This window comes from Corynebacterium occultum, from assembly GCF_009734425.1.
GTDB lineage: Bacteria > Actinomycetota > Actinomycetes > Mycobacteriales > Mycobacteriaceae > Corynebacterium > Corynebacterium occultum.
Genome location: NZ_CP046455.1, coordinates 3062196 through 3086246 on the forward strand (window position 1 = coordinate 3062196; position 24051 = coordinate 3086246).

General features: G+C 64.0%; 20 protein-coding genes. 11 read left to right on the forward strand and 9 right to left on the reverse strand.

Going from position 1 to position 24051, the window contains the following annotated elements; all coding sequences use genetic code 11:
- Positions 1–107: 107 nt before the first annotated feature.
- Positions 108–1055 (forward strand): AraC-like ligand-binding domain-containing protein, encoded by a 948-nt coding sequence (locus tag COCCU_RS13785; RefSeq protein ID WP_156232357.1) that lies wholly within the window; start codon positions 108–110, stop codon positions 1053–1055.
- Between the two features lie 10 nt (positions 1056–1065).
- Here the strand turns inward: COCCU_RS13785 and COCCU_RS13790 are convergent, their stop codons facing one another.
- The 7 genes from COCCU_RS13790 to COCCU_RS13820 form a co-directional block, all read right to left on the reverse strand.
- Positions 1066–2547 (reverse strand): NAD-dependent succinate-semialdehyde dehydrogenase, encoded by a 1482-nt coding sequence (locus COCCU_RS13790; RefSeq protein WP_156232359.1) that lies wholly within the window; start codon positions 2545–2547, stop codon positions 1066–1068.
- A 4-nt stretch (positions 2548–2551) separates the two neighbouring features.
- The gene (locus COCCU_RS13795; protein ID WP_156232361.1) at positions 2552–3346 is read right to left on the reverse strand and encodes an HpcH/HpaI aldolase family protein; all 795 of its coding nucleotides are present in this window, start codon (positions 3344–3346) and stop codon (positions 2552–2554) included.
- Positions 3331–4116, reverse strand: coding sequence for a 2-oxo-hept-4-ene-1,7-dioate hydratase (gene hpaH, locus COCCU_RS13800; protein ID WP_156232363.1), 786 nt, complete (start codon positions 4114–4116; stop codon positions 3331–3333). The genes COCCU_RS13795 and hpaH overlap by 16 nt, the downstream gene beginning before the upstream one ends.
- Before the next feature lie 146 nt (positions 4117–4262).
- Positions 4263–5348 carry a 3,4-dihydroxyphenylacetate 2,3-dioxygenase gene (gene hpaD, locus COCCU_RS13805; protein WP_156232365.1) on the reverse strand — a complete coding sequence of 362 codons (1086 nt, stop codon included), beginning with the start codon at positions 5346–5348 and terminating at the stop codon, positions 4263–4265.
- Positions 5349–5391: 43 nt separating this feature from the next.
- On the reverse strand, positions 5392–6930 hold the full coding sequence (gene hpaE, locus COCCU_RS13810) for a 5-carboxymethyl-2-hydroxymuconate semialdehyde dehydrogenase (protein ID WP_156232367.1): 1539 nt from the start codon (positions 6928–6930) through the stop codon (positions 5392–5394).
- A gap of 40 nt (positions 6931–6970) precedes the next feature.
- Positions 6971–7675, reverse strand: coding sequence for a GntR family transcriptional regulator (locus COCCU_RS13815; RefSeq protein ID WP_156232369.1), 705 nt, complete (start codon positions 7673–7675; stop codon positions 6971–6973).
- A complete protein-coding gene (locus COCCU_RS13820; protein ID WP_197088381.1) occupies positions 7662–9179 on the reverse strand; it encodes a fumarylacetoacetate hydrolase family protein in 1518 nt (505 codons plus the stop codon). Before COCCU_RS13820 ends, COCCU_RS13815 begins: the two co-directional genes overlap by 14 nt.
- Before the next feature lie 136 nt (positions 9180–9315).
- Between COCCU_RS13820 and COCCU_RS13825 the strand changes: the two genes are divergently transcribed.
- Both COCCU_RS13825 and COCCU_RS13830 read left to right on the forward strand, forming a co-directional pair.
- Entirely contained in the window at positions 9316–10680 is a 1365-nt protein-coding gene (locus COCCU_RS13825; RefSeq protein ID WP_156232371.1) for an MFS transporter, read from the forward strand.
- 163 nt (positions 10681–10843) lie between these two features.
- On the forward strand, positions 10844–12763 hold the full coding sequence (locus COCCU_RS13830; RefSeq protein WP_156232373.1) for an FAD-dependent monooxygenase: 1920 nt from the start codon (positions 10844–10846) through the stop codon (positions 12761–12763).
- 90 nt (positions 12764–12853) lie between these two features.
- On the opposite strand, the gene COCCU_RS13835 is transcribed toward COCCU_RS13830, so the two are convergent.
- Positions 12854–14155 carry a dicarboxylate/amino acid:cation symporter gene (locus tag COCCU_RS13835; protein ID WP_156232375.1) on the reverse strand — a complete coding sequence of 434 codons (1302 nt, stop codon included), beginning with the start codon at positions 14153–14155 and terminating at the stop codon, positions 12854–12856.
- A 322-nt stretch (positions 14156–14477) separates the two neighbouring features.
- Between COCCU_RS13835 and COCCU_RS13840 the strand changes: the two genes are divergently transcribed.
- The 8 genes from COCCU_RS13840 to COCCU_RS13875 all read left to right on the forward strand — a co-directional run bounded on the left by COCCU_RS13840 (position 14478) and on the right by COCCU_RS13875 (position 22807).
- Entirely contained in the window at positions 14478–14954 is a 477-nt protein-coding gene (locus COCCU_RS13840; RefSeq protein WP_156232377.1) for an SdpI family protein, read from the forward strand.
- Positions 14955–15276: 322 nt separating this feature from the next.
- The gene (locus tag COCCU_RS13845) at positions 15277–16851 is read left to right on the forward strand and encodes an anthranilate synthase component 1 (protein WP_156232379.1); all 1575 of its coding nucleotides are present in this window, start codon (positions 15277–15279) and stop codon (positions 16849–16851) included.
- Positions 16848–17501 carry an anthranilate synthase component II gene (locus tag COCCU_RS13850; RefSeq protein WP_156232381.1) on the forward strand — a complete coding sequence of 218 codons (654 nt, stop codon included), beginning with the start codon at positions 16848–16850 and terminating at the stop codon, positions 17499–17501. The genes COCCU_RS13845 and COCCU_RS13850 overlap by 4 nt, the downstream gene beginning before the upstream one ends.
- Positions 17501–18529 (forward strand): anthranilate phosphoribosyltransferase, encoded by a 1029-nt coding sequence (trpD, locus tag COCCU_RS13855; protein ID WP_156232383.1) that lies wholly within the window; start codon positions 17501–17503, stop codon positions 18527–18529. Before COCCU_RS13850 ends, trpD begins: the two co-directional genes overlap by 1 nt.
- A complete protein-coding gene (trpCF, locus tag COCCU_RS13860; protein WP_156232385.1) occupies positions 18519–19985 on the forward strand; it encodes a bifunctional indole-3-glycerol-phosphate synthase TrpC/phosphoribosylanthranilate isomerase TrpF in 1467 nt (488 codons plus the stop codon). The genes trpD and trpCF overlap by 11 nt, the downstream gene beginning before the upstream one ends.
- 7 nt (positions 19986–19992) lie before the next feature.
- The gene (gene trpB / locus COCCU_RS13865) at positions 19993–21255 is read left to right on the forward strand and encodes a tryptophan synthase subunit beta (RefSeq protein ID WP_156232387.1); all 1263 of its coding nucleotides are present in this window, start codon (positions 19993–19995) and stop codon (positions 21253–21255) included.
- A gap of 3 nt (positions 21256–21258) precedes the next feature.
- Entirely contained in the window at positions 21259–22098 is an 840-nt protein-coding gene (gene trpA, locus COCCU_RS13870; RefSeq protein ID WP_156232389.1) for a tryptophan synthase subunit alpha, read from the forward strand.
- Positions 22099–22402: 304 nt separating this feature from the next.
- Positions 22403–22807: a Rieske (2Fe-2S) protein gene (locus tag COCCU_RS13875; RefSeq protein WP_231598797.1), complete on the forward strand. Its 405-nt coding sequence runs from the start codon at positions 22403–22405 to the stop codon at positions 22805–22807.
- A gap of 4 nt (positions 22808–22811) precedes the next feature.
- Here COCCU_RS13875 and COCCU_RS13880 read toward each other — a convergent pair whose 3' ends face one another.
- A complete protein-coding gene (locus tag COCCU_RS13880) occupies positions 22812–23912 on the reverse strand; it encodes an NADH:flavin oxidoreductase/NADH oxidase (RefSeq protein ID WP_156232392.1) in 1101 nt (366 codons plus the stop codon).
- Positions 23913–24051 lie beyond the last annotated feature (139 nt).

Here is a 24051-nt window from a genome sequence, read left to right on the forward strand (position 1 = left end):
AGGATGTGATGTTGTGGCCTATTGTTAACTTCTATACATTTCCCGGATTGACTTACCGTGCACACTACTTGGCACTGAGTGTGACGGACATCATGTGAGAAGGTTGCATGTCCCCCTCCCTGCTTTCGCCGAGCCAGAGCAGAAACTTCAGCCAGTGGCGGGCGGATGCTTCCGCGGCTTTCGGAACCCTGCAGATCGATACCCCTGACCCGGCCAGCTTCCAGGCCCAGGTCAGCATGCTGCGCACCGGTGATGTCACGCTCTATGACCTGCAGACCCCGGCACACACCGTGGAACGACGGCCCGCGGCAACTGCCCAGGCAACCGAATCCTTCGGCAAGTTGAGCCTTCAGCTGGAGGGGGTTTGCACGGTTTCCCAGGATGGCCGGGAGTGCGTCCTATACCCCGGTGACCTGGCTTTCTATGTCAGCCAGCGTCCCTACCGCCTTCATTTCCCGGAGCCGCAGCACACCCTGGTGGTGCACTTCCCGGAGCATTTCGTCCACCTCATTCCAGAGGACATCGCCCAGGTCACCGCCACCCGGATCTCCGGGGATTCCGGTCTGGGGCGGGTTGCGGTGCCACTTTTTGAGCAGTTGGCCATGAATTTCGAGGTGCTCAATGGTCCGCATGCCGGATCTCTGGTGCGCTCGGCGTTGGACATGCTGGTGACGGTTCTCTCGGCAGAGCTACATCACAATGCACCCCCGCCCTCTGGGGAGCTCTTCCGCCAGGCGACCGACTATATCGCCGCCAACCTGCATGATGTGGAGCTACGTCCGGGCACCGTCGCGGAGGCGCTCTTCGTCTCGCTCCGTCACCTACACACCCAATTCGCGGAGAATGGTTTCACGGTGGCCAATTTCATCCGCAACCTGCGGCTGGAGGGGATCCGCCGCGAATTGGCGGACCCCCGTCACGCCAGGGACACCATCCAGATGATCGGGCAGCGCTACGGCCTGCCCGAGGCGTCCCAGGTCTCGCGGGCCTTCCGGGCGGCCTACGGCGAGTCCCCGAGCGCCTACCGGGTGAGGGTGTTGGCTGGCTCAATTTGAGCCAGGTGTACTACTTCTTCTGGTCCGCGTAAGGATCGCGGATACCGATGTACTGCACCGAGGTGTATTCCTCGATACCCTCCGAACCACCTTCACGGCCCATCCCGGACTGCTTTACCCCGCCAAAGGGTGCCGCCGCATTCGAGATCACCCCGGTGTTAACCCCGAGCAGACCGAACTCCAACTGGTCAGAGACCCGAAACACCCGGGAGGTGTCCTGGGTGAACACATAGGACGCCAACCCGTACTCGGTGTCATTGGCCAACTCAATGGCCTCGGCCTCATCACGGAAGGTGATGATCGGGGCGACGGGGCCGAAGATTTCCTCGGCGAAGATCGACGACCGGGCGGTCACCCCGGTCAACACCGTCGGCTGGTAGAAATACCCCGCACCTTCCCCGGCCTTACCACCGGTGAGTACTGTCGCTCCCTCGGCGACCGCACCGTCGACCAGCGCGGCCACGGAATCGCGGGCCTTGGCCTCAACCAGGGGGCCCACGGTCACGGACTCATCGAGACCGTTGCCGAGCACCTGCTCCTGAAGGCGCTGCGCGAAACGACGGCCGAACTCCTCAGCCACGGACTCCTGAACCAGGAAACGGTTCGCGGCGGTGCAGGCCTCTCCGATATTGCGCATCTTCGCCCCCATCGCACCCTCGATCGCCAGATCCAGGTCCGCATCCTCGAACACCAGGAAAGGCGCGTTTCCACCCAACTCCATGGAGGTACGCAGCACCTTGTCCGCGGCTTTTTTCAGCAGTTGCTGGCCCACCGGGGTGGAACCGGTGAACGAGACCTTGCGCAGGCGGTCATCCTCCATGATCGGGTTGGAGATCGCCGAGGCGGACTTACCGGAGACCACATTGAGCACCCCGGGAGGAAGTCCCGCATCGAGCATGGTCTGGGCGAAGTACTGGGAGGTCAGCGGCGTCAACCGGGCGGGTTTGAGCACCATGACACAACCCGCGGCGATCGCGGGGGCGACCTTGCGGGTGGCCATGGCCAGCGGGAAGTTCCAGGGGGTGATCAGCAGACACGGGCCGACCGGTTTGCGGGTGGTCATCATCCGCAGGGATCCTTCCGGGGTGGCACCGTAGCGGCCGTAGAGTCGGACGGCTTCCTCGGAGAACCAACGCAGGAACTCATTGCCGTAGGCGACCTCGCCGCGGGCCTCGGCGATGGGTTTGCCCATCTCCAGGGTCATTAAGGTGGCGAACTCTTCCGCGCGCTGGGCGACCAGCTCAAAACCACGGCGCAGGATCTCGGCACGCTGCCGGGCGGGGGTGCGTGCCCAGTCCTTCTGGACCGCGCAGGCGGCATCCAGGGCGGCGATCGCGTCCTGGCTGGTGGCCGAGGCCAGGGTGGCGATGATCTCGCCGGTGGCGGGATTTTCCACCTCGAAGGTGCCCCCATCGGAGGCCTCGACCCAGGCATCCCCGATCAGCAGTCCGGTGGGCACCTTGGCGAGTAGTTCAGCGATAGTGACGCTCATGGATTTACTTCCCTTCCAACGGGGTGATGAAGGTATCGACCAGACCACGGGCGGCAACACCGAGTTGCTGCACATCGGCACCGACCAGGACGAAGTTGGCACCGGCCTCCAGGTAGTCCCGGGCCTGATCGAGGTTGAAGGCGTTGACACCGACGGGTTTGCCGGCCTGGGTGAAGGCCTGGATGGACTGTTTGACACCGGCGACCACCTCCGGGTGGGTCTGCTGGCCCAGCAGTCCCATGGAGGCCGCCAGGTCGGAGGGGCCGATGAACGCGGCATCCACCCCGTCCAGGGCGGCGATCGCCGCGGCGTTGTCCACCCCCTCGGCGGATTCGATCTGGATGATCAGGCAGATGGTGTCCGCAGCGGTGTTCAGGTAGTCCGGGACCGCACCCCAACGCGCAGCGCGGGCCAGGGCGGAGCCGACCCCGCGGACCCCGGTGGGTGGGTAGTGCACCGAGGCGATGGCCTCCTGGGCCAGCTCCAGGTTGTGGACCATGGGCACCATGAGGTTCTGGACACCGAGATCGAGGTACTGCTTGATCAGGACGCGGTCCACCGCCGGGACGCGGACCACCGGGGTCGCGGGGTAGGCGGCGGTGGCGCGCAGCAGATCGGTGATGGTCTCCAGGCCGTAGGGGGAGTGCTCGCCGTCAATGAGCACCCAGTCCATGCCGGAACCGGCGAGGATTTCCGCGGCGACCGGGGAACCGGAGCAGATCCACATGCCGATCTGGGGGCGGGTGGCCTGGACCACGCGCTGGGTGAAGGTTGCGGGTAGTTCTAGATGAAACGACATGTGATATCTCCTAAGGCGCCGAAGTCGGCATGGACGGTGTCACCGGGGTACACCCACATCGGGCGGGTAAAGGATCCGGCGAGGATGATGTCTCCCGCGGAAAGGTGGTCGCCGTGGTCGGCGAGTTTATTGGCCAGCCAGGCCACACCGGTGGCGGGGTGGTTGAGGATCGCGGCGGCCACGCCGGTTTCCTCGATGGTGTGGTTGCGGTAGAGCAGGGCCGAGACCCAGCGCAGGTCCATGGCGTCCGGGGCGACGGGGCGACCACCGTAGACCATGGCTCCAAGGGCGGCGTTATCGGCGATGGTGTCGACGATGGTGCGGCCTTCCATCTCGATGCGGGAGGAGAGGATCTCCAGGGCCGGGACGACGTATTCGGTGGCGCGGAGCACATCGAAGATGCTGACATCCGGGCCGGCGAGGTCGTCTTTGAGGACGAAGGCCAGTTCGACTTCGATGCGGACGTTGGAGAATCGGTCGTGTTCGATCTCGGAGCCGTTGTCGTAGACCTGGTCTTTGAAAATCGCTCCGTAGTCGGGTTCGGTGATGCCGGTGGCTTCCTGCATGACCCGGGAGGTCAGGCCGATTTTCCGGCCCACGAGGGTGCGGCCGGCGGTGATGCCCCGGCGTTTCCATTCGTTTTGCACCGCGTAGGAATCCTCGACCTTCATGTCGGGGTACTGGGCGGTGAGCCGGGGGATCATGGTGCGGTTTTCCTCGGCCGCAGCCAGATCATCAGCGATCTTATGAATCGCAGATTCTTCAAGCATGGTCCGTGTTCCCTTTCTGCTGGACTAGCTTTTCCAGGACTGTCAATAATTCTGGGTTCATCAGGCCTTGAGGCGCCCGGAGTTTAGTTTCCTATCACGTCCAGGCGCCTGAGGTGTTTTCAATGTTTATCCAGGGGGGCACGGGTCTAGAGCTGGTGGCCGAGCTTGAACTCGCCCTTCTTCCACTCCGGCATGGACTCTTCCTCTTCCTTGCGGGTGTACGAGAAACCGTCGGCGCCGATGGTTTCCTCCAGCTCAGAGGCATCGGTGCGGGTGACCAGCGGGACCAGGTTGCCGTCGAGGTCGAGGACACGGGAGGCATCGGTGTACCAGGAGGGGACGACCGGGGTGCCCCACCAGTCGCGACGCTGGTTGTCGTGAACATCCCAGACCACGACCGGGTTGTCCGGGTCGCCGGTGTAGTAGTCCTGGGTGTAGATCTCGATGCGGTGGCCGTCCGGGTCACGCAGGTAGAGGTAGAAGGCGTTGGAGACACCGTGGCGGCCCGGGCCCCGCTCGATGTGGTCGGACATGCGCAGGGCGCCCAGCTTGTCGCAGATGGACAGGATGTTGTGCTTCTCGTGGGTGGCGAAGGCGATGTGGTGCATGCGGGGGCCGTCGCCACCGGTCATGGCGGTGTCGTGAACGGTGGGCTTGCGGCGCATCCACGCGGCGTAGGTGGTGCCCTCTGCGTCGCGGATGGCCTCGGTGACGCGGAAACCCAGATCCTCCATGTACTTCTCGGCCTTCGGGACATCCGGGGTCACCTGGTTGAAGTGGTCAAGACGGACCAGGGCACCCGGGGTGTAGAGCTCGTAGTGCCAGGCCAGACGCTCCACGTGGTCGACCTCGTAGAAGAACTCGTAGGGAAAGCCCAACGGATCCTCAACGCGGACGGAATCGCCGATGCCCTTGACAAACCCTTCCTTGCGGCGCTCGACACGGCAGCCACGGGCCTTGTAGAACTCCTCAGCCAGGCCGACGTCTTCTGGGGTGCGGACGCGGTAGGAGAACACGCCCACGGCGGCCTCCGGGCCCTTCTTCAGGACGATGTTGTGGTGGATGAACTCCTCAAGGGAACGCAGGTAGATGGCGTTCTCGTCCTCTTCGGTGACCACGAGACCCAGGACGTCAACGTAGAAGTCGCGGGAGCGCTGCAGGTCGGTGACCACGATCTCCATGTAGGCGCAGCGCAGGATGTCGGGGGCGGTGACAGCGGTGTTCTCAGACATGACTATTTACCTTTCAGAAGGATTTTGGGGGGTGGGGGAGGTGCTAGCCGTCGATCTTCGCGGCAGCTTCTTCCTGCTTGCCGAATACCGGGTTGTGGACCTCACCGAGGTTGATGTGGACCGCCTGCTGATCGGTGTAGAAGTCGATCGAGCGGTAGCCTCCCTCATGGCCCAGGCCGGAGGCCTTCACGCCGCCGAAGGGGGTGCGCAGGTCACGGACGTTGTTGGAGTTTAGCCAGACCATGCCGGCCTCGACGTTCTGGGCGAAGTTGTGGGCGCGCTTGAGGTCAGCGGTCCAGATGTAGGCGGCCAGGCCGTAGTCGGTGTTGTTGGCCAGCTCCAGGGCCTCTTCCTCGGTGTCGAAGGGGGTGATGGCGACGACGGGGCCGAAGATCTCCTCCTGGAAGATGCGGGCATCCGGGGCGACGTCCGCGAAGACGGTCGGGGACACGAAGTTGCCCTCCGGGAAGCCCTCGGGACGGCCGCCACCGGCCATCAGCTTGGCCTCGGACTTGCCGATCTCGACATAGCTCATGACCTTCTCGAAGTGTTCGGGGTGAACCAGAGCACCGACCTCGGTCTTGGGGTCGGAGGGCAGGCCCACCTTCACGCGCTTGGCCTGGGCGGAGTAGCGCTCGACGAACTCATCGTAGATGCCACGCTGGACCAGGATGCGGGAGCCGGCGGTGCAACGCTCACCGTTGAGGGAGAACACACCGAAGACGGTGGCGTCGATGGCGGCGTCAAGGTCTGCGTCATCGAAGACGATGGCCGGGGACTTGCCACCCAGCTCCATGGACAGGCCCTTCAGGTAGGGGGCCGCATTGGCGAAGATGATCTGACCGGTGCGGGACTCACCGGTGAAGGAGATCAGGGGGACATCGGGGTGCTTGACCAGGGAGTCACCGGCGAAACCCTCTTCACCGAAACCGTTGACCAGGTTGAATACACCCTTGGGCAGTCCGGCCTCCTCGAAGATGCCGGGCCACAGGGAAGCGGAGAGGGGGGTGAACTCGGCCGGCTTGAGCACGACGGTGTTACCGGTGGCCAGGGCCGGGCCCAGCTTCCAGGACTCCAGCATGAAGGGGGTGTTCCACGGCGTGATCAGGCCGGCGACACCGATCGGCTTACGGTTGACGTAGTTGATCTGGCGGCCCGGGACCTTGAAGGCGTCATCATGCTGCGCGACGATCAGGTCGGCGAAGAAACGGAAGTTCTCGGCGGCACGACGTGCTTGACCCAGGGCCTGGGTGATCGGCAGGCCGGAGTCATAGGACTCCATGGCGGCCAGCTCATCGCCCCGACTCTCGACGATGTCGGCGATCTTGTGCAGCACGCGGGAACGTTCCCGGGGGAGCATCTTCGGCCAGGGGCCTTCCTCGAAAGCCTGCTTGGCTGCGGCCACCGCAGCGGCGACATCGGCGACCTTGCCGGAGGAGGCCTCGATGTAGGCCTCGTTGGTCACCGGATTGATGACCTCGAAGGTGTCACCGTCAATGGAGTCGACGAACTCGCCGCCGATGTAGTGACGGAGCTTGTCCGGCAGGTTCGCGGGCTTTGCGCTGTCGTTGTCATAGGACATGGGGAGGGTCTCCTTGGGGGTTCTCGAAAGCAGGGGGGATTCAGTAGTGGAAGGAACGGGCGATCTGTTCGCGATAACTGTGGGAGGTGCGCATCCGGTGTTCCCGGGCCCGCTTCTCCAGATAATCCGGTTCAGCGCCGGCTTCGATCAGGGACACCAGCTGGCGGTGTTCCCGGACCGAGTCCCGAGCGCGTTCCGGGACATAACGGAAAGTGGAGACCCGGAAATAATCCAGGCGTTCCCACTCGTCATAGACCAGCTGAATCAGCCGGGCATTCGGGCACTTGTAGAAGAGTGAGGTGTGGAATTTTTTGTTCAGTTCGGTGAAGGTCTCGGCATCGAAGTCGGAGAGCAGGGCTTCCATCTTCTCGTTGAGTTCCTTCGCCCGGGCCAGGTCCCCGGGTTCGAGGTAGGGCACGGAGAGCGCGGTGGCCCTCCCCTCAAGCAGCGCCACCGTCTCCATGGTTTCGAAGTAGGCGGCACGGTTGAGGGTGGAGACCCGCGCACCGACGTTGTGTTCGTAGTCGACGAGTCCCTCGGCCTCCAGCTGGCGGATCGCCTCCCGGACCGGCACCACGCTGAACTGGAGTTCAGTGGCCAGGGTGCTGAGCACCAGGCGGTGTCCCGGTTCATACTCGCGGGTGCGGATCTTCTCCCTGAGCCAGCGGTAGGCCTGCTCTGATTTACTGAGCTTGGCTCCGCCGGATTTCAGGTTCCCGGCATGGCTGTCATCATCGACTGTCATGAGCGGTCCCGTTTTCGGGGGTCGGGAACTTCACCGGGTTGGCGGCCAGGTAAGCCTGGTAGGCCTCCTTGTTGGCACCGGTCGGCGGGAAGAGCCCGTCGAGGCGGCCCCCCTCGGCAACCCGCTGGGCGACCCATTCATCCTCATGCTCCTTGGCCAGGGCCGCATCCGCGACTTCTTCGGCGAGGGCGCGGGGGATCACGATGACACCGTCATCATCACCGACGATGAGGTCACCGGGGACCACGGTGGCATTGCCGCAGCCGATGGCCAGGTCAAAGTCCCAGGGAACGTGACGACGCCCCAGCACTGCGGGGTGGGCGCCCTGGGTGAACACCGGCAGTCCGATCTCGCGGACAGCCTCGTAGTCACGGACACCGCCATCGGTGACCACTCCGGCCGCACCCCGAGCCTTGGCACGGATGGCGAGGATATCGCCGAGCGTGCCGGACTCCGGTTGGCGGCGGGCCTCGATGACCAGGACCTCGCCCTCGCGAACCCCGTCAAAAGTCTGCTTCTGAGCGTTGAAACCACCACCGTGGGTCTTGAAGAGGTCCTCCCGCTCCGGGAGGAAACGGAGGGTGCGGGCGGGGCCGACGATCTTGGTGCCGACATTCTGAGGGTAGACACCTTCGATGACGACCTGATTCAGACCGCGGGCCCGCAACTGGGCGGAAAGTCCGGCGGTGGGGGCGGCCATGAGCTTGGCGCGCAGCTCCGGGCTGATGGCATGAGGATCCGTCGGCAGGCCGGCCAGTTCCGGGGTGCCCCAGGCATCCGCGCGCTGCTTATCGTCAATATTGGGCAGCATGCCGATCTCGGGGTCGAAGTCTCCCGGGCCGGAGACCACGGTGTTGCTCAGGCGCCCGGAGGTCGGTGCCCCTGCCGCCGTGGGGGCGTCCACCTCAACCTCGACCACATCACCGGGGACGATGACGGTGGAACCGGCCGGGGTGCCGGTGAGGATGACATCCCCAGTCTCCAGGGTCATGTGCTGGGAGAGATCAGCGACGAACTGTGCCAGCGGGAAAATAAGATCCTCATCGGAGGTTCCATCCTCCTGCACCAGTTCACCATTGACCCAGGTGCGGATCCGCAGGGCCTTCGGATCGATGTGGCGGGCGTCGATCAGCTCCGGGCCGAGCGGGGTGAAACCGTCCCGGCTCTTGGAGCGGGTGTTGGAGCCCTTGTCCTGCGCCCGGTAGTCATAGATGCCCAGGTCATTGGAGGCGGTGACATAGGCGACATGATCCCAGGCCTGCTCCAGCGAGACGTTCTTGGCCGCCTCGCCGATGACCAGGGCGATCTCACCCTCGAAAGCCAGGAGTTCGGTGCCCTCCGGGCGTTGAATCTCGGCACCCGAAGGTGCCAGTGAGCTGGCCGCCTTCAGGAAGTACGAGGGCTTCTTGGGCCACCGGCCACGCTGCGCCGCCCGCGAGTTGAAGGCCACATGAACGGCGATGATTTTGCCCGGCTTCACCGGAACCGTCAGATCTTGTGCCACGGGATCTCCTTAGTCGTTTATCAGATGCTATTGCATTCTGAGGGCGATCGTATATGATCCATCACAGCAGTGCAAGTGTTGGCAATCACAAGATTTCGCACTGAATGGCCAATAACACATTTCATATGGAGACTTCATGATCGCTGAAACAGCAGCCTCATCGGTTCAGACAACAAGGGCGGAACGACGCCGCGTCGTCGCCGCCACAACCATTGGCACCGCCATCGAGTGGTATGACTTCTTCCTCTACGCCAGCGTGGCGGGACTCGTGTTCAACCAGCTCATGTTCGGCCCCCTCGGACCGGGCGCAGCCACCATCGTCAGCTTCCTGACGGTGGGCCTGTCCTTCCTCTTCCGCCCACTGGGAGCCTTCCTGGCCGGTCACTACGCTGACCGCCTCGGCCGTCGTGTGGTCCTCATGGTCACCCTCTTCACCATGGGTGGCGCCACCGCCCTGATCGGCCTGCTCCCCACCTATGACTCCATCGGCATCTGGGCCCCGATCATGCTGATCCTCTTCCGCATCCTCCAGGGCATTTCCGCTGGTGGCGAGTGGGGTTCCGCGGTTCTGCTGGCCGTGGAACACGCCCCGGACAATAAGCGCGGCCTCTTCGGTGCCGGACCCCAGGTCGGCGTTCCCGCCGGCCTGCTCCTGGCCTCCGGCGCGCTGGCCATCATGAACGTGCTCGCCCCCGGTGACGCCTTCATGGAGTGGGGTTGGCGCATCCCCTTCCTCTTCTCGATCCTGCTGGTCCTGGTCGGTTTCTACATCCGTCGTGGCGTGGATGAGTCCCCGGTGTTCGAGGAGATCGCAGCGCGTAAGGAAACTGCCCCCAGCAGTCCCGTCGGCACGCTCTTCCGCCGCCATCTGCCGCTGGTCATCACCGGTGCCCTGGTTTTCGCCGGTAACGGCACCGTGGGTTACATGACCACCGGTGGCTACATCCAGAATTACGCCACCAACCCGGATGGCCTGGCCCTGGAGCGCGGCCCGATCCTGCTCGCCGTCACCTGCTCCGCGGCATCCTGGATGCTCTTCACCCTGCTGGCTGGCTTCGTCTCCGATTACCTGGGGCGCCGCAACACCTACATCATCGGCTTCCTCATTCAGGCCATCGGCGCAGCTGCGCTCTTCCCGCTGGTCAACACCGGAAACCTGGGGATCATCACCGGCGCCCTGATCTTCCTCACCGCCGGCCTGGGCTTCACCTACGGCCAGCAGTCCGCCATGTACGCCGAGCTCTTCCCGGCCTCCATCCGTGGTTCCGGCGTCTCCATCACCTACGCCATCGGCTCCATCCTGGGTGGTGCCTTCGCCCCGACCATTGCCGCCGCCCTGGTTGAGGCGACCGGCGGCACCACCGCAGTCAGCGTCTATCTGGTCGGTGCCACCATGGTCGGTCTGATCGCCATCCTGCTGCTGAAGGACCGCTCCGGCATCCCGCTGGGTCCGGATCATGAGGAAGAGCAGTCCACGGGACATTTCATGCTCAGTAAATAGTTTCTGATAGTGCTGCCAAAAATATACGATTCGTATACGATAAGACCCCATGCGTCAAGAGTCACAGGGCCAGAGCGTGTGGGAGCTACTTCACTGAAGCACTAAAGCCCCACACTCACCGAAGTCACCGAAGACCCGATCACTCAACTTCCAGGAGGACAGCATGCAGTTCCATCATCACGGCTACGTTTCCCAGGACCCCAAGCAGGCCCCGGCAGCCGGCATCGGTCTCAACCGTCCGACAGAGCTCCCCGACACCATGGATGTCCTGATCGTCGGCACCGGCCCGGCCGGCATGATCACCGCCGCACAGATGTCCATGTTCCCGGATGTCCACACCCGCATCATCGAGCGTCGCGATCATCGCCTCCAGCTCGGACAGGCCGATGGTATCCAGTCCCGTTCCAACGAGACCTTCCAGGCCTTCCGATTCGCCACCGAGATCATCGAGGAGGCCTACCACCTGACTGAGATGGCCTTCTGGAACCAGGATCCGGAGAACCCGGGGAACATCATCCGGGGTGCCCGCCCCATCGATGATGAGCACGGCATCTCCGAGTTCCCGCACACGATCGTCAACCAGGCCCGCGTGCTGGACTACTTCGCACGTTTCATGAAGTGGTCGCCCTCCCGCATGACCCCGGATTATGGCTGGGAGTTCCTCTCCCTGCGGATCTCCGAGGATCCGGCTGATGCCGAGTACCCGGTCTTCGTGGAACTGAAGCGCATCACGGAGGGGGAGGGGGAGTACACCCGCACCGTCCGCACCAAGCACGTCGTCGGCTCGGATGGCGCCCGCTCCCGGGTCCGTGACTCCATCGACCGCAAGCTCGAGGGCAAGCAGGCCAACCACGCGTGGGGCGTGATGGATGTGCTGGTGGACAGTGACTTCCCGGATATCCGCACCAAGTGCGCCATCCACTCCAGGTCCGGCTCCATCCTGCATATCCCGCGTGAGGGTGGCTACCTCTCCCGCATGTACATCGACCTCGGTGAGGTCCCGGCGGATGACAACCACAAGGTCCGTTCCACCCCGCTGGAGACCGTCATCCAGAAGGCCAATGACATTCTGCACCCCTATTTCCTGGACGTGAAGGATGTTGCCTGGCACTCCGTCTACGAGGTGGGCCACCGTCTGGTCGACGGCTTCGATGACCTTCCCGCCGATGCTCCCGAGGATGCGGTGCCGCGCATCTTCCTCACCGGCGATGCCTGCCACACCCACTCCGCCAAGGCCGGCCAGGGCATGAATGTCTCCATGCAGGATGGCTTCAACATCGGCTGGAAGCTGGGTCAGGTGCTCTCCGGGGTTGCCCCGACCTCCCTGTTGCGCACCTACCACGGTGAGCGTCACCCCGCCGCTGCAGCCCTGATCGCCTTCGACAAGGAATGGTCCACTCTCATGGCCACCCCGGTCGATCAGCTGGAGGATCCGGAGGCGGTGGAGAAGTTCTATGTCGAGGCCGAGGAGTTCGCCGCCGGTTTCCTGACCCAGTACTCCGACAACATCATCACCGCCGGCACTGAGCACCAGGATCTGGCCACCGGCTACCCGGTCGGTCGTCGCTTCAAGTCCCACCCCGCCATGCGCCGTTGTGATGCCGTGGCCACCCACATCGGCCATGAGCATGTCGCGGACGGCCGTTGGCGCATCTACGCCTTCGCCGACCAGCCGGCCCCGGCAGAGCAGTCCAGGCTGCGGGAGTGGGCGGAGTGGATGGACCAGGATCCGGAGTCCCCCCTGAACCGTTTCACCCCGACGGAGGGGGACCGCAACGCCCGTTTCGACATCAAGGCCATCTACCAGCAGCACTACCACGACTTCGAGCTTTTCGACGCCCCCGAGCTCTTCTTCCCCCGCGTCGGCCCCTTCCAGCTTCAGAACTGGGAGAACGTCTGGTCCTCGCTGAAGGAGGATGACTACTTCGAGGCCCGTGGCATCAGCCGGGATGGTGCCATCATCGTGGTCCGCCCCGACCAGCACGTCGCCGCGGTTCTGCCGCTGGATGACACCGCCGCCCTGGCCGAGTTCTTCGCCCAGAACCTGCTCGAGCCCGCACAGGTCGCAACAACAGCGAACTAAAAACCCAGGGGCTGTCGATAAGCGGATAGACATGAAAAAGAGCGCACCATCATCAGATGGTGCGCTCTTTTTGGAGGTGGGGGAGGAGGATCAGTCCCTGGGGTAATCGTGGGCGTGGGGGTGTTCTTTCTCGAATTCAGCTGTCTTGCGGTGCTCCACCGCATCCCGGCCGGAGATGTCCAGGAGGATACGATCTTCCTCGTCCTCCGGGCGGGTCTCGGGAATCTTGCCCTTGGCGAACTTGTTGACCACCATCGCGATGGCGCCGTCACCGGTGACATTGGCTGCGGTGCCGAAGGAGTCAATGGCGATGTAGGCGGCGATCATCAGGGCGACCTGATCATCACTGAAGCCCAGCATGGAGGAGAGCAGGCCGACGGCGGCCATGATGGCACCACCCGGCACACCCGGGGCGGCGATCATGGTGACACCCAGCATCAGCAGGAAGCCGATGGCCAGGCCAGCACTGACCTCCATGCCGGACATGTGGACGATGGCGAAGGCGAAGAGGGTGATCTTGGTCATCGAACCGGCCAGGTGGATGGTGGCACAGAGCGGGATGACGAAGCCGGCGACATTGACGTCGACGTCGTTCTTCAGCGCGGACTGGTAGGTCACCGGGATGGTGGCCGCGGAGGAGGAGGTGCCCAGGGCGGTGGCGTAGGCCGGAGCCATGTTGCGCAGCGCCTTGAAGGGGTTCTGTTTGGCAATCGCACCCGCCACGAAGTACTGGAAGAGCAGGAAGACCAGGGTCATCACGATGGAGAGGACCAGCACCTTGGCGAAGGCCGAGATCGTGGTCAGCAGGTTGCCGTTCATGCCCAGGGAGAGGAACATGCCGAAGATGAAGAAGGGCAGCAGGGGAATGACGAAGACCTTGATCACCTTCATCACCACGCGCTCCAGGTCACGGCTGGCCTTGTAGAGGGTGTCGGACTTGACCACGGACATCGCCAGGCCCACACAGAAGGCCAGCAGCAGGCCGGTCATCACCTCGAAGGGCGGCGGCATCTCGATGCTGAAGTAGGAGGTGAGGGCACCTTCGTCGATATCGGCGATCTCCACGTTCTCACCCTCACCGAGCATCCAGGGGTAGGCGCCCCGGGCCACACCATAAGCCAGCAGGCCGGCCAGGATGGTGGAGCCGTAGGCGATGCCGGTGGTGACTCCCAGCCACTTCCCGGCACCCCGCCCCAGTCCCGCGATGGCTGGGGTGATCAGCGCGAAGATCAGCACCGGCACGAAGAAGTTGAGGAAGTTGCTGAAGAGTCCGTTGAAGGTGACGAAGATGCGCGCCAGCCACTCCGGGAAGAACAAGCTGCAGAGGGAGCCGAGGATGATCGCGATGATGATCCGGACCAGCAGCGAGGAGGAGAGACGTTTGATGTCCATGGTCCTCTTTCTGTGTCTCAAGGTGGGACCGGTCCGCCACACCTCCCCGCGGGAAGAACAACGCTTGACGACGCCGTGGCGTCGCCCGGAGCGGGTGCAGGAAAAGGTGGGAAAGCCCGGGGGGTTTGTCTTGGTGCCGGAACAGTACACGGCAGCGTGATTGACGTTACAACACCCCCATGGGTAAGACATAGCTCAGTCGCCGGGACATGTTTCACGTGAAACATCCCGGTGGGGGAGGGGAGGGAAGGTGAGCAAAAGCCCACGGTAAACCGCTCACCGGGTTTCTCTCCGGGAATAACTCAGGGTTAAGGTTGTTGTCATGAACGTGCTGATCGGTGTAGTTCTCCTCGTCCTGGCCCTCGTACTGCTCACTGTCGGAGTGATGGCGGCCTCCCGCCGACTCCCGGGCAATAAGGTCATCGGCCTCCGTGTGCCCGAGGTCCGTAAGTCCCGGGAGATCTGGAATAGCGCGCATGCGGTCGCCGGGCCGCTGTGGATCTTCGGTGGTGTGGCCCTGGTCTTCGGTGGCCTCATCTCCTTTGTCGCCAGCGGCTGGGTCTGGATTCTCCCGGCCGTGGCCCTGGTCATCGGCATCATCGCCCTGGCTTCGGGTGCAAATGTCGGTGCCCGCGCCGCCACCCTGCTGGATGCCCAGAACCAGGAAGATGATGGCTGCAGCAGCTGCTCCACGGATGGGGGCTGCGGTTGCGGTGGGCATGATGAGGCGCCCGCACCAGCCGTGGACCTGGAGGCTGTCCGCCGCGCCGCCGATGCCTCAAATTCAGGCAATAACTAGCATTGATGGGGGTATCCTCGGACGAAAGTGACGGGGCAGTGCTAAAATATCTTTTTGTGAGCAACGAATCTTCCCCCCGAAGCACCCAGTGGTGGTGGCGCGCTTAATCGGCGAGCCACTAAGTTGCAGAACAAAGCACGATCTAAAACCAAGGCTCGCACGCTTCCACCAAGCGTCGGGCCTTTTCTGATTCCACACCCGGAAACACCTCAGAGCAGGCCCCGCTTGAACAGCGAAGTAGCGCAGCACCGCACCATCGTTCAAGTTTCTAAGAGAGGCCAAGAGGAATGACCACCACTGCTTCCCGGATGGGAGCCACCCCATGAGCTTCAACCCCACCGTCATCTCCCTGCCGGTGCGTTATCACGAAGATGCCTCAGATCTTTTCGCCCACCTCGGCGGCACCACCGCCGATGATGCCGTACTGCTGGAAAGCGCCGATATCACCACCCGGGCGGGACTGAGTTCCGTTGCGGTCCTGAAGGCATCCCTGCGCATCACCTGTGAGGGAGACACCGTAAGCACCCAGACGCTGAGCAGCTCCGGGGAGGACATTAGCGCCCGCCTCCGGGAACAGCTCGCCGAGTACGCCCTCGAGGATGCCGCCTTCCGATTCCCGCTCTCTGATGCGGTGGATGAGCGCGAACGCCTGAAGGCGGTCTCCAGCATCGAGGTGCTGCGCAAGCTGCAGCTGGAGTCCGGGTACACCGATGCCAGCGGCTCACTGCCGATGCTGGCCGGTGGCATGGCCTTCGATTACCTCGAGACCTTCGAGACCCTGCCCGAGGTGGGGGAGTCGGTGAACACCTACCCCGATTATCAGTTCATCCTCGCCGAGGTGCTGCTGACCATCAACCATGAGGAGCGCAGCGCGGTACTCGAGGGCGTGGCCACCAATGACACCGCCCTGGCCGCCCTGCGCGAGGAGCTGAGGGAACTTGCCGCGCTCATCGACGCCGCGGAGCCGGGTGCGGAGCACGCCTACCGCGTCACCGAGCATGAGGATGATGTCCTGCACGTCACCGCGGACATCCCCGATGCGGAATTCCGTGAGCAGGTGATCAACCTCAAGGAGTCCATCTACAAGGGCGATATCTACCAGGTGGTTCCGGCCCGCACCTTCACCGCGCCCTGCCCGGATTCCTTCGCCGCCTACCGCCAGCTGCGCCGCACCAACCCCAGCCCGTACATGTTCTATGTCCGGGGCATCAACCCGGACGGCCGTTCCTATGAGATGTTCGGTGCTTCCCCGGAGTCGAACCTGAAGTTCGAGGCCGCCACCCGCGAGGTGCAGCTGTACCCGATCGCCGGCACCCGCACCCGGGGTCTGAACCCGGACGGCAGCATCAATGATGAGCTGGACATCCGGGCCGAGCTGGAGCTGCGTACCGATGCCAAGGAGATCGCCGAGCACACCATGCTGGTGGATCTGGCCCGCAATGACCTGGCCCGGGTGGCGGTTCCCGCCACCCGCCGGGTGGCTGATCTGCTGCAGGTGGACCGTTATTCGCGGGTGATGCACCTGGTGTCCCGGGTGACCGCGGAGCTGGATCCTGAGCTGGATGCCCTGGACGCCTACCGGGCCTGCATGAACATGGGCACCCTGACCGGGGCGCCGAAACTGCGCGCCATGGAGCTGCTCCGCGGCGTCGAGAAGCGGCGCCGGGGATCCTATGGCGGTGCCGTGGGTTATCTCAAGGGCAATGGCGACATGGACAACTGCATCATCATCCGTTCCGCCTTCGTGCAGGACGGGGTGGCCGCGGTGCAGGCGGGTGCCGGTGTGGTGCGCGACTCCAACCCCCAGTCCGAGGCTGATGAAACCCTGCACAAGGCCTACGCGGTGCTCAACGCCATCGCCCTGGCCGCCGGCTCAACCCTGGAGGTCATCCGATGAGCAAGACCAGGATCGTCCTGATCGACAACCACGACAGCTTCGTCTACAACCTGGTGGACGCCTTCGCCAGCGCCGGTTTCGAATGCACCGTCTTCCGCAACACCGTCCCCGTGGAGCAGGTGCTCGCCGCCGAGCCGGACCTGATCTGTCTCTCGCCCGGCCCCGGCCATCCCCGGGAGGCGGGGGAGATGATGGCGCTTATCGACACCACGCTCGGCAAGGTTCCCCTGCTGGGTATCTGTCTCGGCTTCCAGGCGCTGCTCGAGCATCACGGCGGCACCGTCGAACCCTGCGGCCCGGTGCACGGCATCTCCGAGCAGATGCACCTCACGGACCGGGGTGCGGTTCACGCCGTGTTCCACGGTCTGAGCGTCGATGGGGGACCGGATATGCCGGGAGTGCTGGGCCGCAAGGTTCCGGTGGCCCGCTACCACTCCCTGGGCTGCACCCACGCCCCGGCAGGCATCGAACCCCTGGCCACCATCGGCTCCGAGATCGGCGAGGTCATCATGGCCGCGGAAACCGCCGATGGCATGGCCCTGGGACTGCAGTTCCACCCCGAGTCGGTGCTCAGCCCCACGGGCCCGATCATCCTGACCCGAAGCATCGAAGAACTCCTCAACAACTCCAAGAAGGGAAGCACCAACTAATGACCCACCCGGACACCCTCTCCGTCCTGCTGGACTACCTGGACAACCACAACCCCACCGTGGAGGAGGCCGTCAAGGTCTTCACCCCGATGACGGTCGGTGAATACGATGACATCCACATCGCCGCACTGCTGGCCACCATCCGCACCCGCGGCGAAACCTTCGCCGATATCGCCGGTGCCGCCAAGGCCTTCCTCAACGCGGGGCGTCCCTTCCCCTTCGACGCCGACAACGTGATGGACACCGCCGGCACCGGTGGGGACGGCGCCAACACCATCAACATCACCACCGGCGCCTCCCTGGTTGCGGCGGCCGGGGGGTGCACCGTGATCAAGCACGGTAACCGTTCCGTCAGCTCCAAGTCCGGTTCCGCGGATGTCCTGGAAGCATTGAACATCCCCCTGGACCTGGATGTGGACCGTGCCGTGAAGTGGGTGCAGAACTCCGGTTTCACCTTCCTCTTCGCTCCGGCCTACAACCCGGCGGTGGCGCATGCCCAGCCGGTGCGCAAGGCGCTGAAGGTGCCCACCATCTTCAATGTGCTGGGCCCGCTGCTCAGCCCCGCCAGCCCGGCCTTCCAGATCATGGGCGTGGCCAACCCGGAGCAGGGCGAGATGATCATCAACGTGATGAAGGAACTCGGCCGCAAGCGCGCCCTGGTGGTTCACGGGGCCGGCACCGATGAGATCGCCGTGCACGGCATCACCCAGGTGTGGGAGCTGAAGGAGGACGGGGAGATCATCACCTATGAACTCACCCCGGAGGACATGGGTGTGAGCAGCTGTGAGCTGGCCGACCTGGTGGGTGGGGACGGTGAGGAGAACGCCCGCCACATGCGCGCCATCTTCGATGGGACCGGCCCGGTGGCGCACCGCGATGCCGTGGCGGTCAACGCCGGCGCGATGTTCTACCTGAACTCCAAGGCCGACTCCATCAAGGAGGGCACCCAGCTGGCCCTGGACCTGATCAAGGACGGCACCGTTGCCGCATGGTTGAAGAAGCACGAGGAGATTGATTATGGCGCATAAACTGCCCACTGTTCTGGAATCCATCGTTGAGGGCCGCCGTGGGCACCTCCCGGAGATCCGGGCCCGCATCGCCCACGTGGACGTCGATAAGCTTCCCCGTTCGGAGCGTTCCCTCTATGAGTCCCTCGGCGGCGGGCAGCCCGGTGGGGGACGGGGGCTGAACCGTTTCATCATGGAGTGCAAGTCCTCCTCGCCCTCCCTGGGCATGATCCGGGAACACTATGAGCCGGGCGCGATCGCCTCCATCTACTCCCGCTATGCCGCCGGCATCTCGGTGCTCTGCGAACCGGATAAGTTCGGCGGGGACTATAACCACCTGTCGACCGTCGCCTCCATCTCGCATCTGCCGGTGCTCTGCAAGGACTTCGTCATCGATGAGGTGCAGATCCACGCCGCCCGCTATTACGGTGCGGATGCCATCCTGCTCATGCTCTCCGTCCTGGACGACGCCGAGTACCGCGCCCTGGCAGCTGAGGCGGAGCGTTTCGGCCTGGATGTCCTCACTGAGGTCATTGATGAGGAGGAGGTTGCCCGGGCCAATGCGCTGGGTGCGAAGATCATCGGGGTCAACCACCGCAACCTCCACGATCTCTCCATCGACCTGAGTCGCTCCGGCCGACTGGCGGAGCTGATCTCCGCAGATGCGGTCCTGGTGGCCGAGTCCGGGGTCCGCGATAACGCCACCGTCCGGGCCCTGGGTGGCCACTCCAATGGCTTCCTGGTCGGCTCCCAGCTGACCAGCCAGCCGGATGTGGATGCTGCCGCCCGGGAGCTGATCTACGGGGGCAACAAGGTCTGTGGGCTGCGCACCGCCACCGCCGCGCAGGCCGCCAAGGCAGCTGGCGCCCTCTACGGCGGTCTCATCTTCGAAGAGGCTTCCCCGCGCAATGTTTCACGTGAAACCGCCACGGAAATCATCGGTGCCGAGCCGGGGCTGCGTTATGTCGCCGTCTCCCGCCGGACCTCCGGCTGGGGAGAGCTGATCCAGCCGGGCATCCACGCCGTGCAGGTGCAGGCACCCCTCGGCGAGACCCTGGCCGATGAACGGGCACTGCTGGCCGGGGTCCGCGAAGAGGTGGGGCCGGAGATCCAGATCTGGCGCGCCATCTCCATGTCCGCCCCCCAGGGTGCGGAACTTGCAGCGGCACTGGTGGAGACTGAAGCCGTGGACCGACTGATCCTGGACTCCGGTCTGGGTGGCACCGGCACCACCTTCGACTGGTCCACCATCCCGGCTACGGTCCGGGAACACGCCCTGCTCGCCGGGGGCATCAACCTGGCCAATGTCAGGGAGGCGCTGGCCGTGGGCTGCGCCGGACTCGACCTCAACTCCGGTGTGGAATATCCCGCCGGGGCAGGGGAGTGGGCCCACCACAAGGATGCCGGGGCACTGCGCCGCATCTTCCATGAAATCCGCTCCTTCACCCAACCCCACAACACCGAGGGAAAGGCATAGTAGACCCATGACCCCACACACCGATGACGCATCCCGCGACGGCGGCAAAACGCTGCTCCCGGCTTATTTCGGCGAATTCGGCGGACAATATGTCCCCGAATCCCTGATCCCCGCACTGGACCAGCTGGAGCAGGCCTTCGTCGACGCCACCACCGACGAAGAGTTCCAGGCGGAATTCCGCGCCTACCTCCGCGACTACCTGGGCCGCCCCACCCCGATCACGGAGTGCTCCAACCTCCCGGTCGCCGGTGCCGGCAAGGGTTACGCCCGGATCTTCCTCAAGCGTGAGGACCTGGTCCACGGTGGCGCCCACAAGACCAACCAGGTGATCGGCCAGGCACTGCTGGCCAAGCGCATGGGCAAGACCCGCATCATCGCCGAGACCGGTGCCGGCCAGCACGGCACCGCCACCGCCCTGGCCTGCGCCCTGCTCGGCCTGGACTGCGTGATCTACATGGGCGCCAAGGACGTGGAGCGTCAGCAGCCGAATGTCTACCGCATGCAGCTGCACGGCGCGAAGGTCATCCCCGTGGATGCCGGTTCCGGCACCCTCAAGGATGCCGTGAATGAGGCCCTGCGGGACTGGACCGCCACCTTCCACGAGTCCCACTACCTGCTGGGCACCGCCGCTGGCCCGCACCCCTTCCCGACGATCGTCCGGGAATTCCACCGGGTCATCTCCCAGGAAGCCAAGGCCCAGATGCAGGAACGCATCGGCGGCCTGCCCGATCTGGTTGTCGCGGCAGTCGGCGGTGGCTCCAACGCCATCGGCATGTTCGCTGACTTCATCGATGAAGAGGGCGTGGAACTGGTCGGCGCTGAACCGGGCGGCCAGGGCATGGACTCCGGCAAGCACGGCGCCACCATCAGCAACGGCAAGATCGGCATCCTCCACGGTGCCCGTTCCTACCTGATGCGTAATGACGACGGCCAGGTGGAGGAATCCTATTCCATCTCCGCCGGGTTGGATTACCCGGGCGTGGGCCCCCAGCACGCCCACCTCCACAAGAGCGGCCGTGCCTCCTATGTCGGCATCACGGATGCCGAGGCACTGGAATCTTTCCAGCTGCTGTCCCTCAAGGAGGGCATCATCCCCGCCCTGGAGTCCAGTCACGCCATGGCCTACGCCCTCAAGCGTGCCCGCCTCGCCGAGGAAGAGGGCAAGCAGCTCAACATCCTCGTCTGCCTCTCGGGCCGCGGTGACAAGGACGTCGAACATGTCCGCCGCACCCTCGAGGAAAACCCCGAGCTCGTCCTGAAGGAGGACTAGAACATGACCCGCTATGAAGCCCTCTTCACCCGCCTCGAGGAGAAGAATGAAGGCGCCTTCGTGCCCTTCATCATGCTCGGCGACCCCACCCCGGAAGACTCCTTCGAGATCATCCGCAGCGTCGTTGAGGCAGGTGCCGACGCCCTCGAGCTCGGCGTCCCCTTCTCCGACCCGGTCGCTGACGGCCCCACCATCCAGAAGTCCCATATCCGGGCACTCGATGGTGGCGCTACCGTGGACGGTGCGCTGGCGCTGATCCGCCGCATCCGGGAAACCTGGGAGGAGCTGCCCATCGGCATGCTCATTTACGGCAACGTTCCCTTCACCCGGGGCATCGAACGCTTCTACACCGAGTTCGCCGCAGCCGGAGCCGACTCCATCCTCCTCCCGGATGTTCCCGTTCGTGAGGGTAAGGAGTTCGCCGAGGCTGCTGCGGCAGCTGGGGTGGACCCCATCTTCATCGCCCCGGCCCAGGCCGCCGAGGCCACCCTGGCAGGTGTGGCGGCCCGCTCCAAGGGCTATATCTACGCCGTCTCCCGCCATGGCGTCACCGGCACCGAGCGGGAGTCCGAGACCACCGGTCTGGCCGATGTGGTGGCCAATATCCAGCGCTTCGGGGGCGCCCCGATCCTGCTGGGATTCGGCATCTCCAGCCCGCAGCACGTGGCTGATGCGATTGCCGCCGGTGCCTCCGGTGCCATCACCGGTTCCGCCATCACCCGCATCATCGACGCCCACACCGAAGGCGTGCACCCCAACCCGGGTCACGTCGTGGATCCCGCAGCACTGCACGCAGAGCTGAAGGAATTCGTCTCCGCCATGAAGGCAGCCACCAAGAAGTAGTTCTGGTACTAAAAAACCCACTCTTCTCTCCGGTGGGGGAGGGGAGTGGGTTTTCTCATGAGCATGGAGCTGGTTTTGAGGAAGCGTCACAGTGACGTTATCTAAATGACCCTGGGGTCAGGTAATTTGAGCCTGAAATTTTGCGGGCCACTGCCTTAAAAGGGGATCCCAATGATGGGCGAAGTCAACTGTAGCTGTCATCCATAACCCGATCACCAAAGATCAGGCAGGCCCGCTTTCTCATCCTCCGATGATGGTTGTCGCCATAACCCTATGAGCTGCACCTTTGCGATAATCTGGAGTCATGGCTTCCCAGACTCCCAGATTCTCTCAGGGCAATTTATCCTGCAATCGTCGCATGTTTCTACTCGGAACTGCAACTACCTTCGCCGGAGCGTTCCTGGCGGCGTGCGGATCCAATCCTAGCGTAGAGGTGGCAGCCACCGAGGTTCCGGTGGGTAGTGCGGTGATCATCGACTCCTTCATCATCGCCCAACCCACCGAGGGCAACTTCCTCGCCTACTCCTCCACCTGCCCCCACCAGAACAACCCCATCACCGAGGTGGAGGGCGAGATCGTGCGCTGCACCGCCCACAACTCGGAGTTTTCCATCGTGGACGGTGCGGTGCTCGCCGGCCCCTCCAGGGACCCCCTGATCCCCTCACAACTGACAGAATCGGGGGGCACCCTCAGCGTCACCAGGAAATAGGATTCTAGCGCCAGGCCGCGCGGTGATAGGCGACGGGGAAGGGGACCTCCCGGGAATCCACACCGGTTTCCCGGGCGATCCGCCAAGGGAAAGAAGGATCCCGCAAGGCCTCGCGGCCGATCAGCACCGCACTCGCCCGGACCTCCTGAATGATGTCCAATGCCTGCTGTGGTTCGGTGATCAGACCAACCGCAGCCGTCGGCATCCCGGTTTCCAGCTGGATCTGCTCCGCGAAGGAAACCTGGTAACCGGGGCCCACCGGGATCTGCGCCTTAACAAGTCCACCGGTGGAGACATCCATCAGATCCACCCCCAACTCCTTGAGAATCCCAGCCAGCTTCACGGATTCCTCAACCGTCCAGGAGGGGACATCATCTCGCCAATCAGTGGCGGATAGCCGGAGCAGAAGCGGAACACCTTCGGGCAGTGCCTTACGGACCGCCACCACCACCTCCCGAAGCAGGCGGGTGCGGTTCTCAAAACTCCCGCCGTATTCATCCTCACGCTTATTGGCGAGCGGGGAGAGGAACTGGTGCAGCAGGTACCCATGGGCGGCATGGAGCTCCACGGTGTCGAAACCGGCGTCCATGGCGCGATGAGTCGCCGCGACAAAGTCCTCCGGCAGCTGCCTAATCTCCGCCAGGGTCATTTCCCGGGGCACCGCCAGACCATCATTGGCCACGGCGCTGGGGCCGACCGGCTCCCACCCACCCTCACTCAGCGGGATGGTTTCTGTTCCATCATAAGTCGGCTGATCCGGCAGGAGGGGGACTGTACTCGATTTACGACCGGCATGGTTGAGCTGGACACCCATCTTCGCGCCCTGGGCATGAACGAAGTCGACGATGCGCCGCCAGGCCTGAACCTGCTCCTCATTCCAGAGCCCCGTGCAATTCGGGGAGATACGTCCCTCCGGAACAATGCCGGTGGACTCGGCGATGATCAGCCCGAAACCGCCGACAGCCCGGGCACCATAGTGGACCAGGTGCCAATCAGTGGGGACGCCGTCCCTCTCCTGAACCCGGTACTGACACATCGGAGGGAGCCAGATCCGGTTCGCAATTTCCAGATCCCGCAACTGCATCTTCTCAAAGAGGACATTCATCCCCTCACCCTACTAAAGCATTTTCTTCCCGCCGCACCGAAGAAGGGATTGGGTTTCACGTGAAACATACTATTCCCACTCCCACCACACCGCTCCGGAGGAGGGAAATCCAGTGGGGCGGGGGAGAGGCTCGTAGACT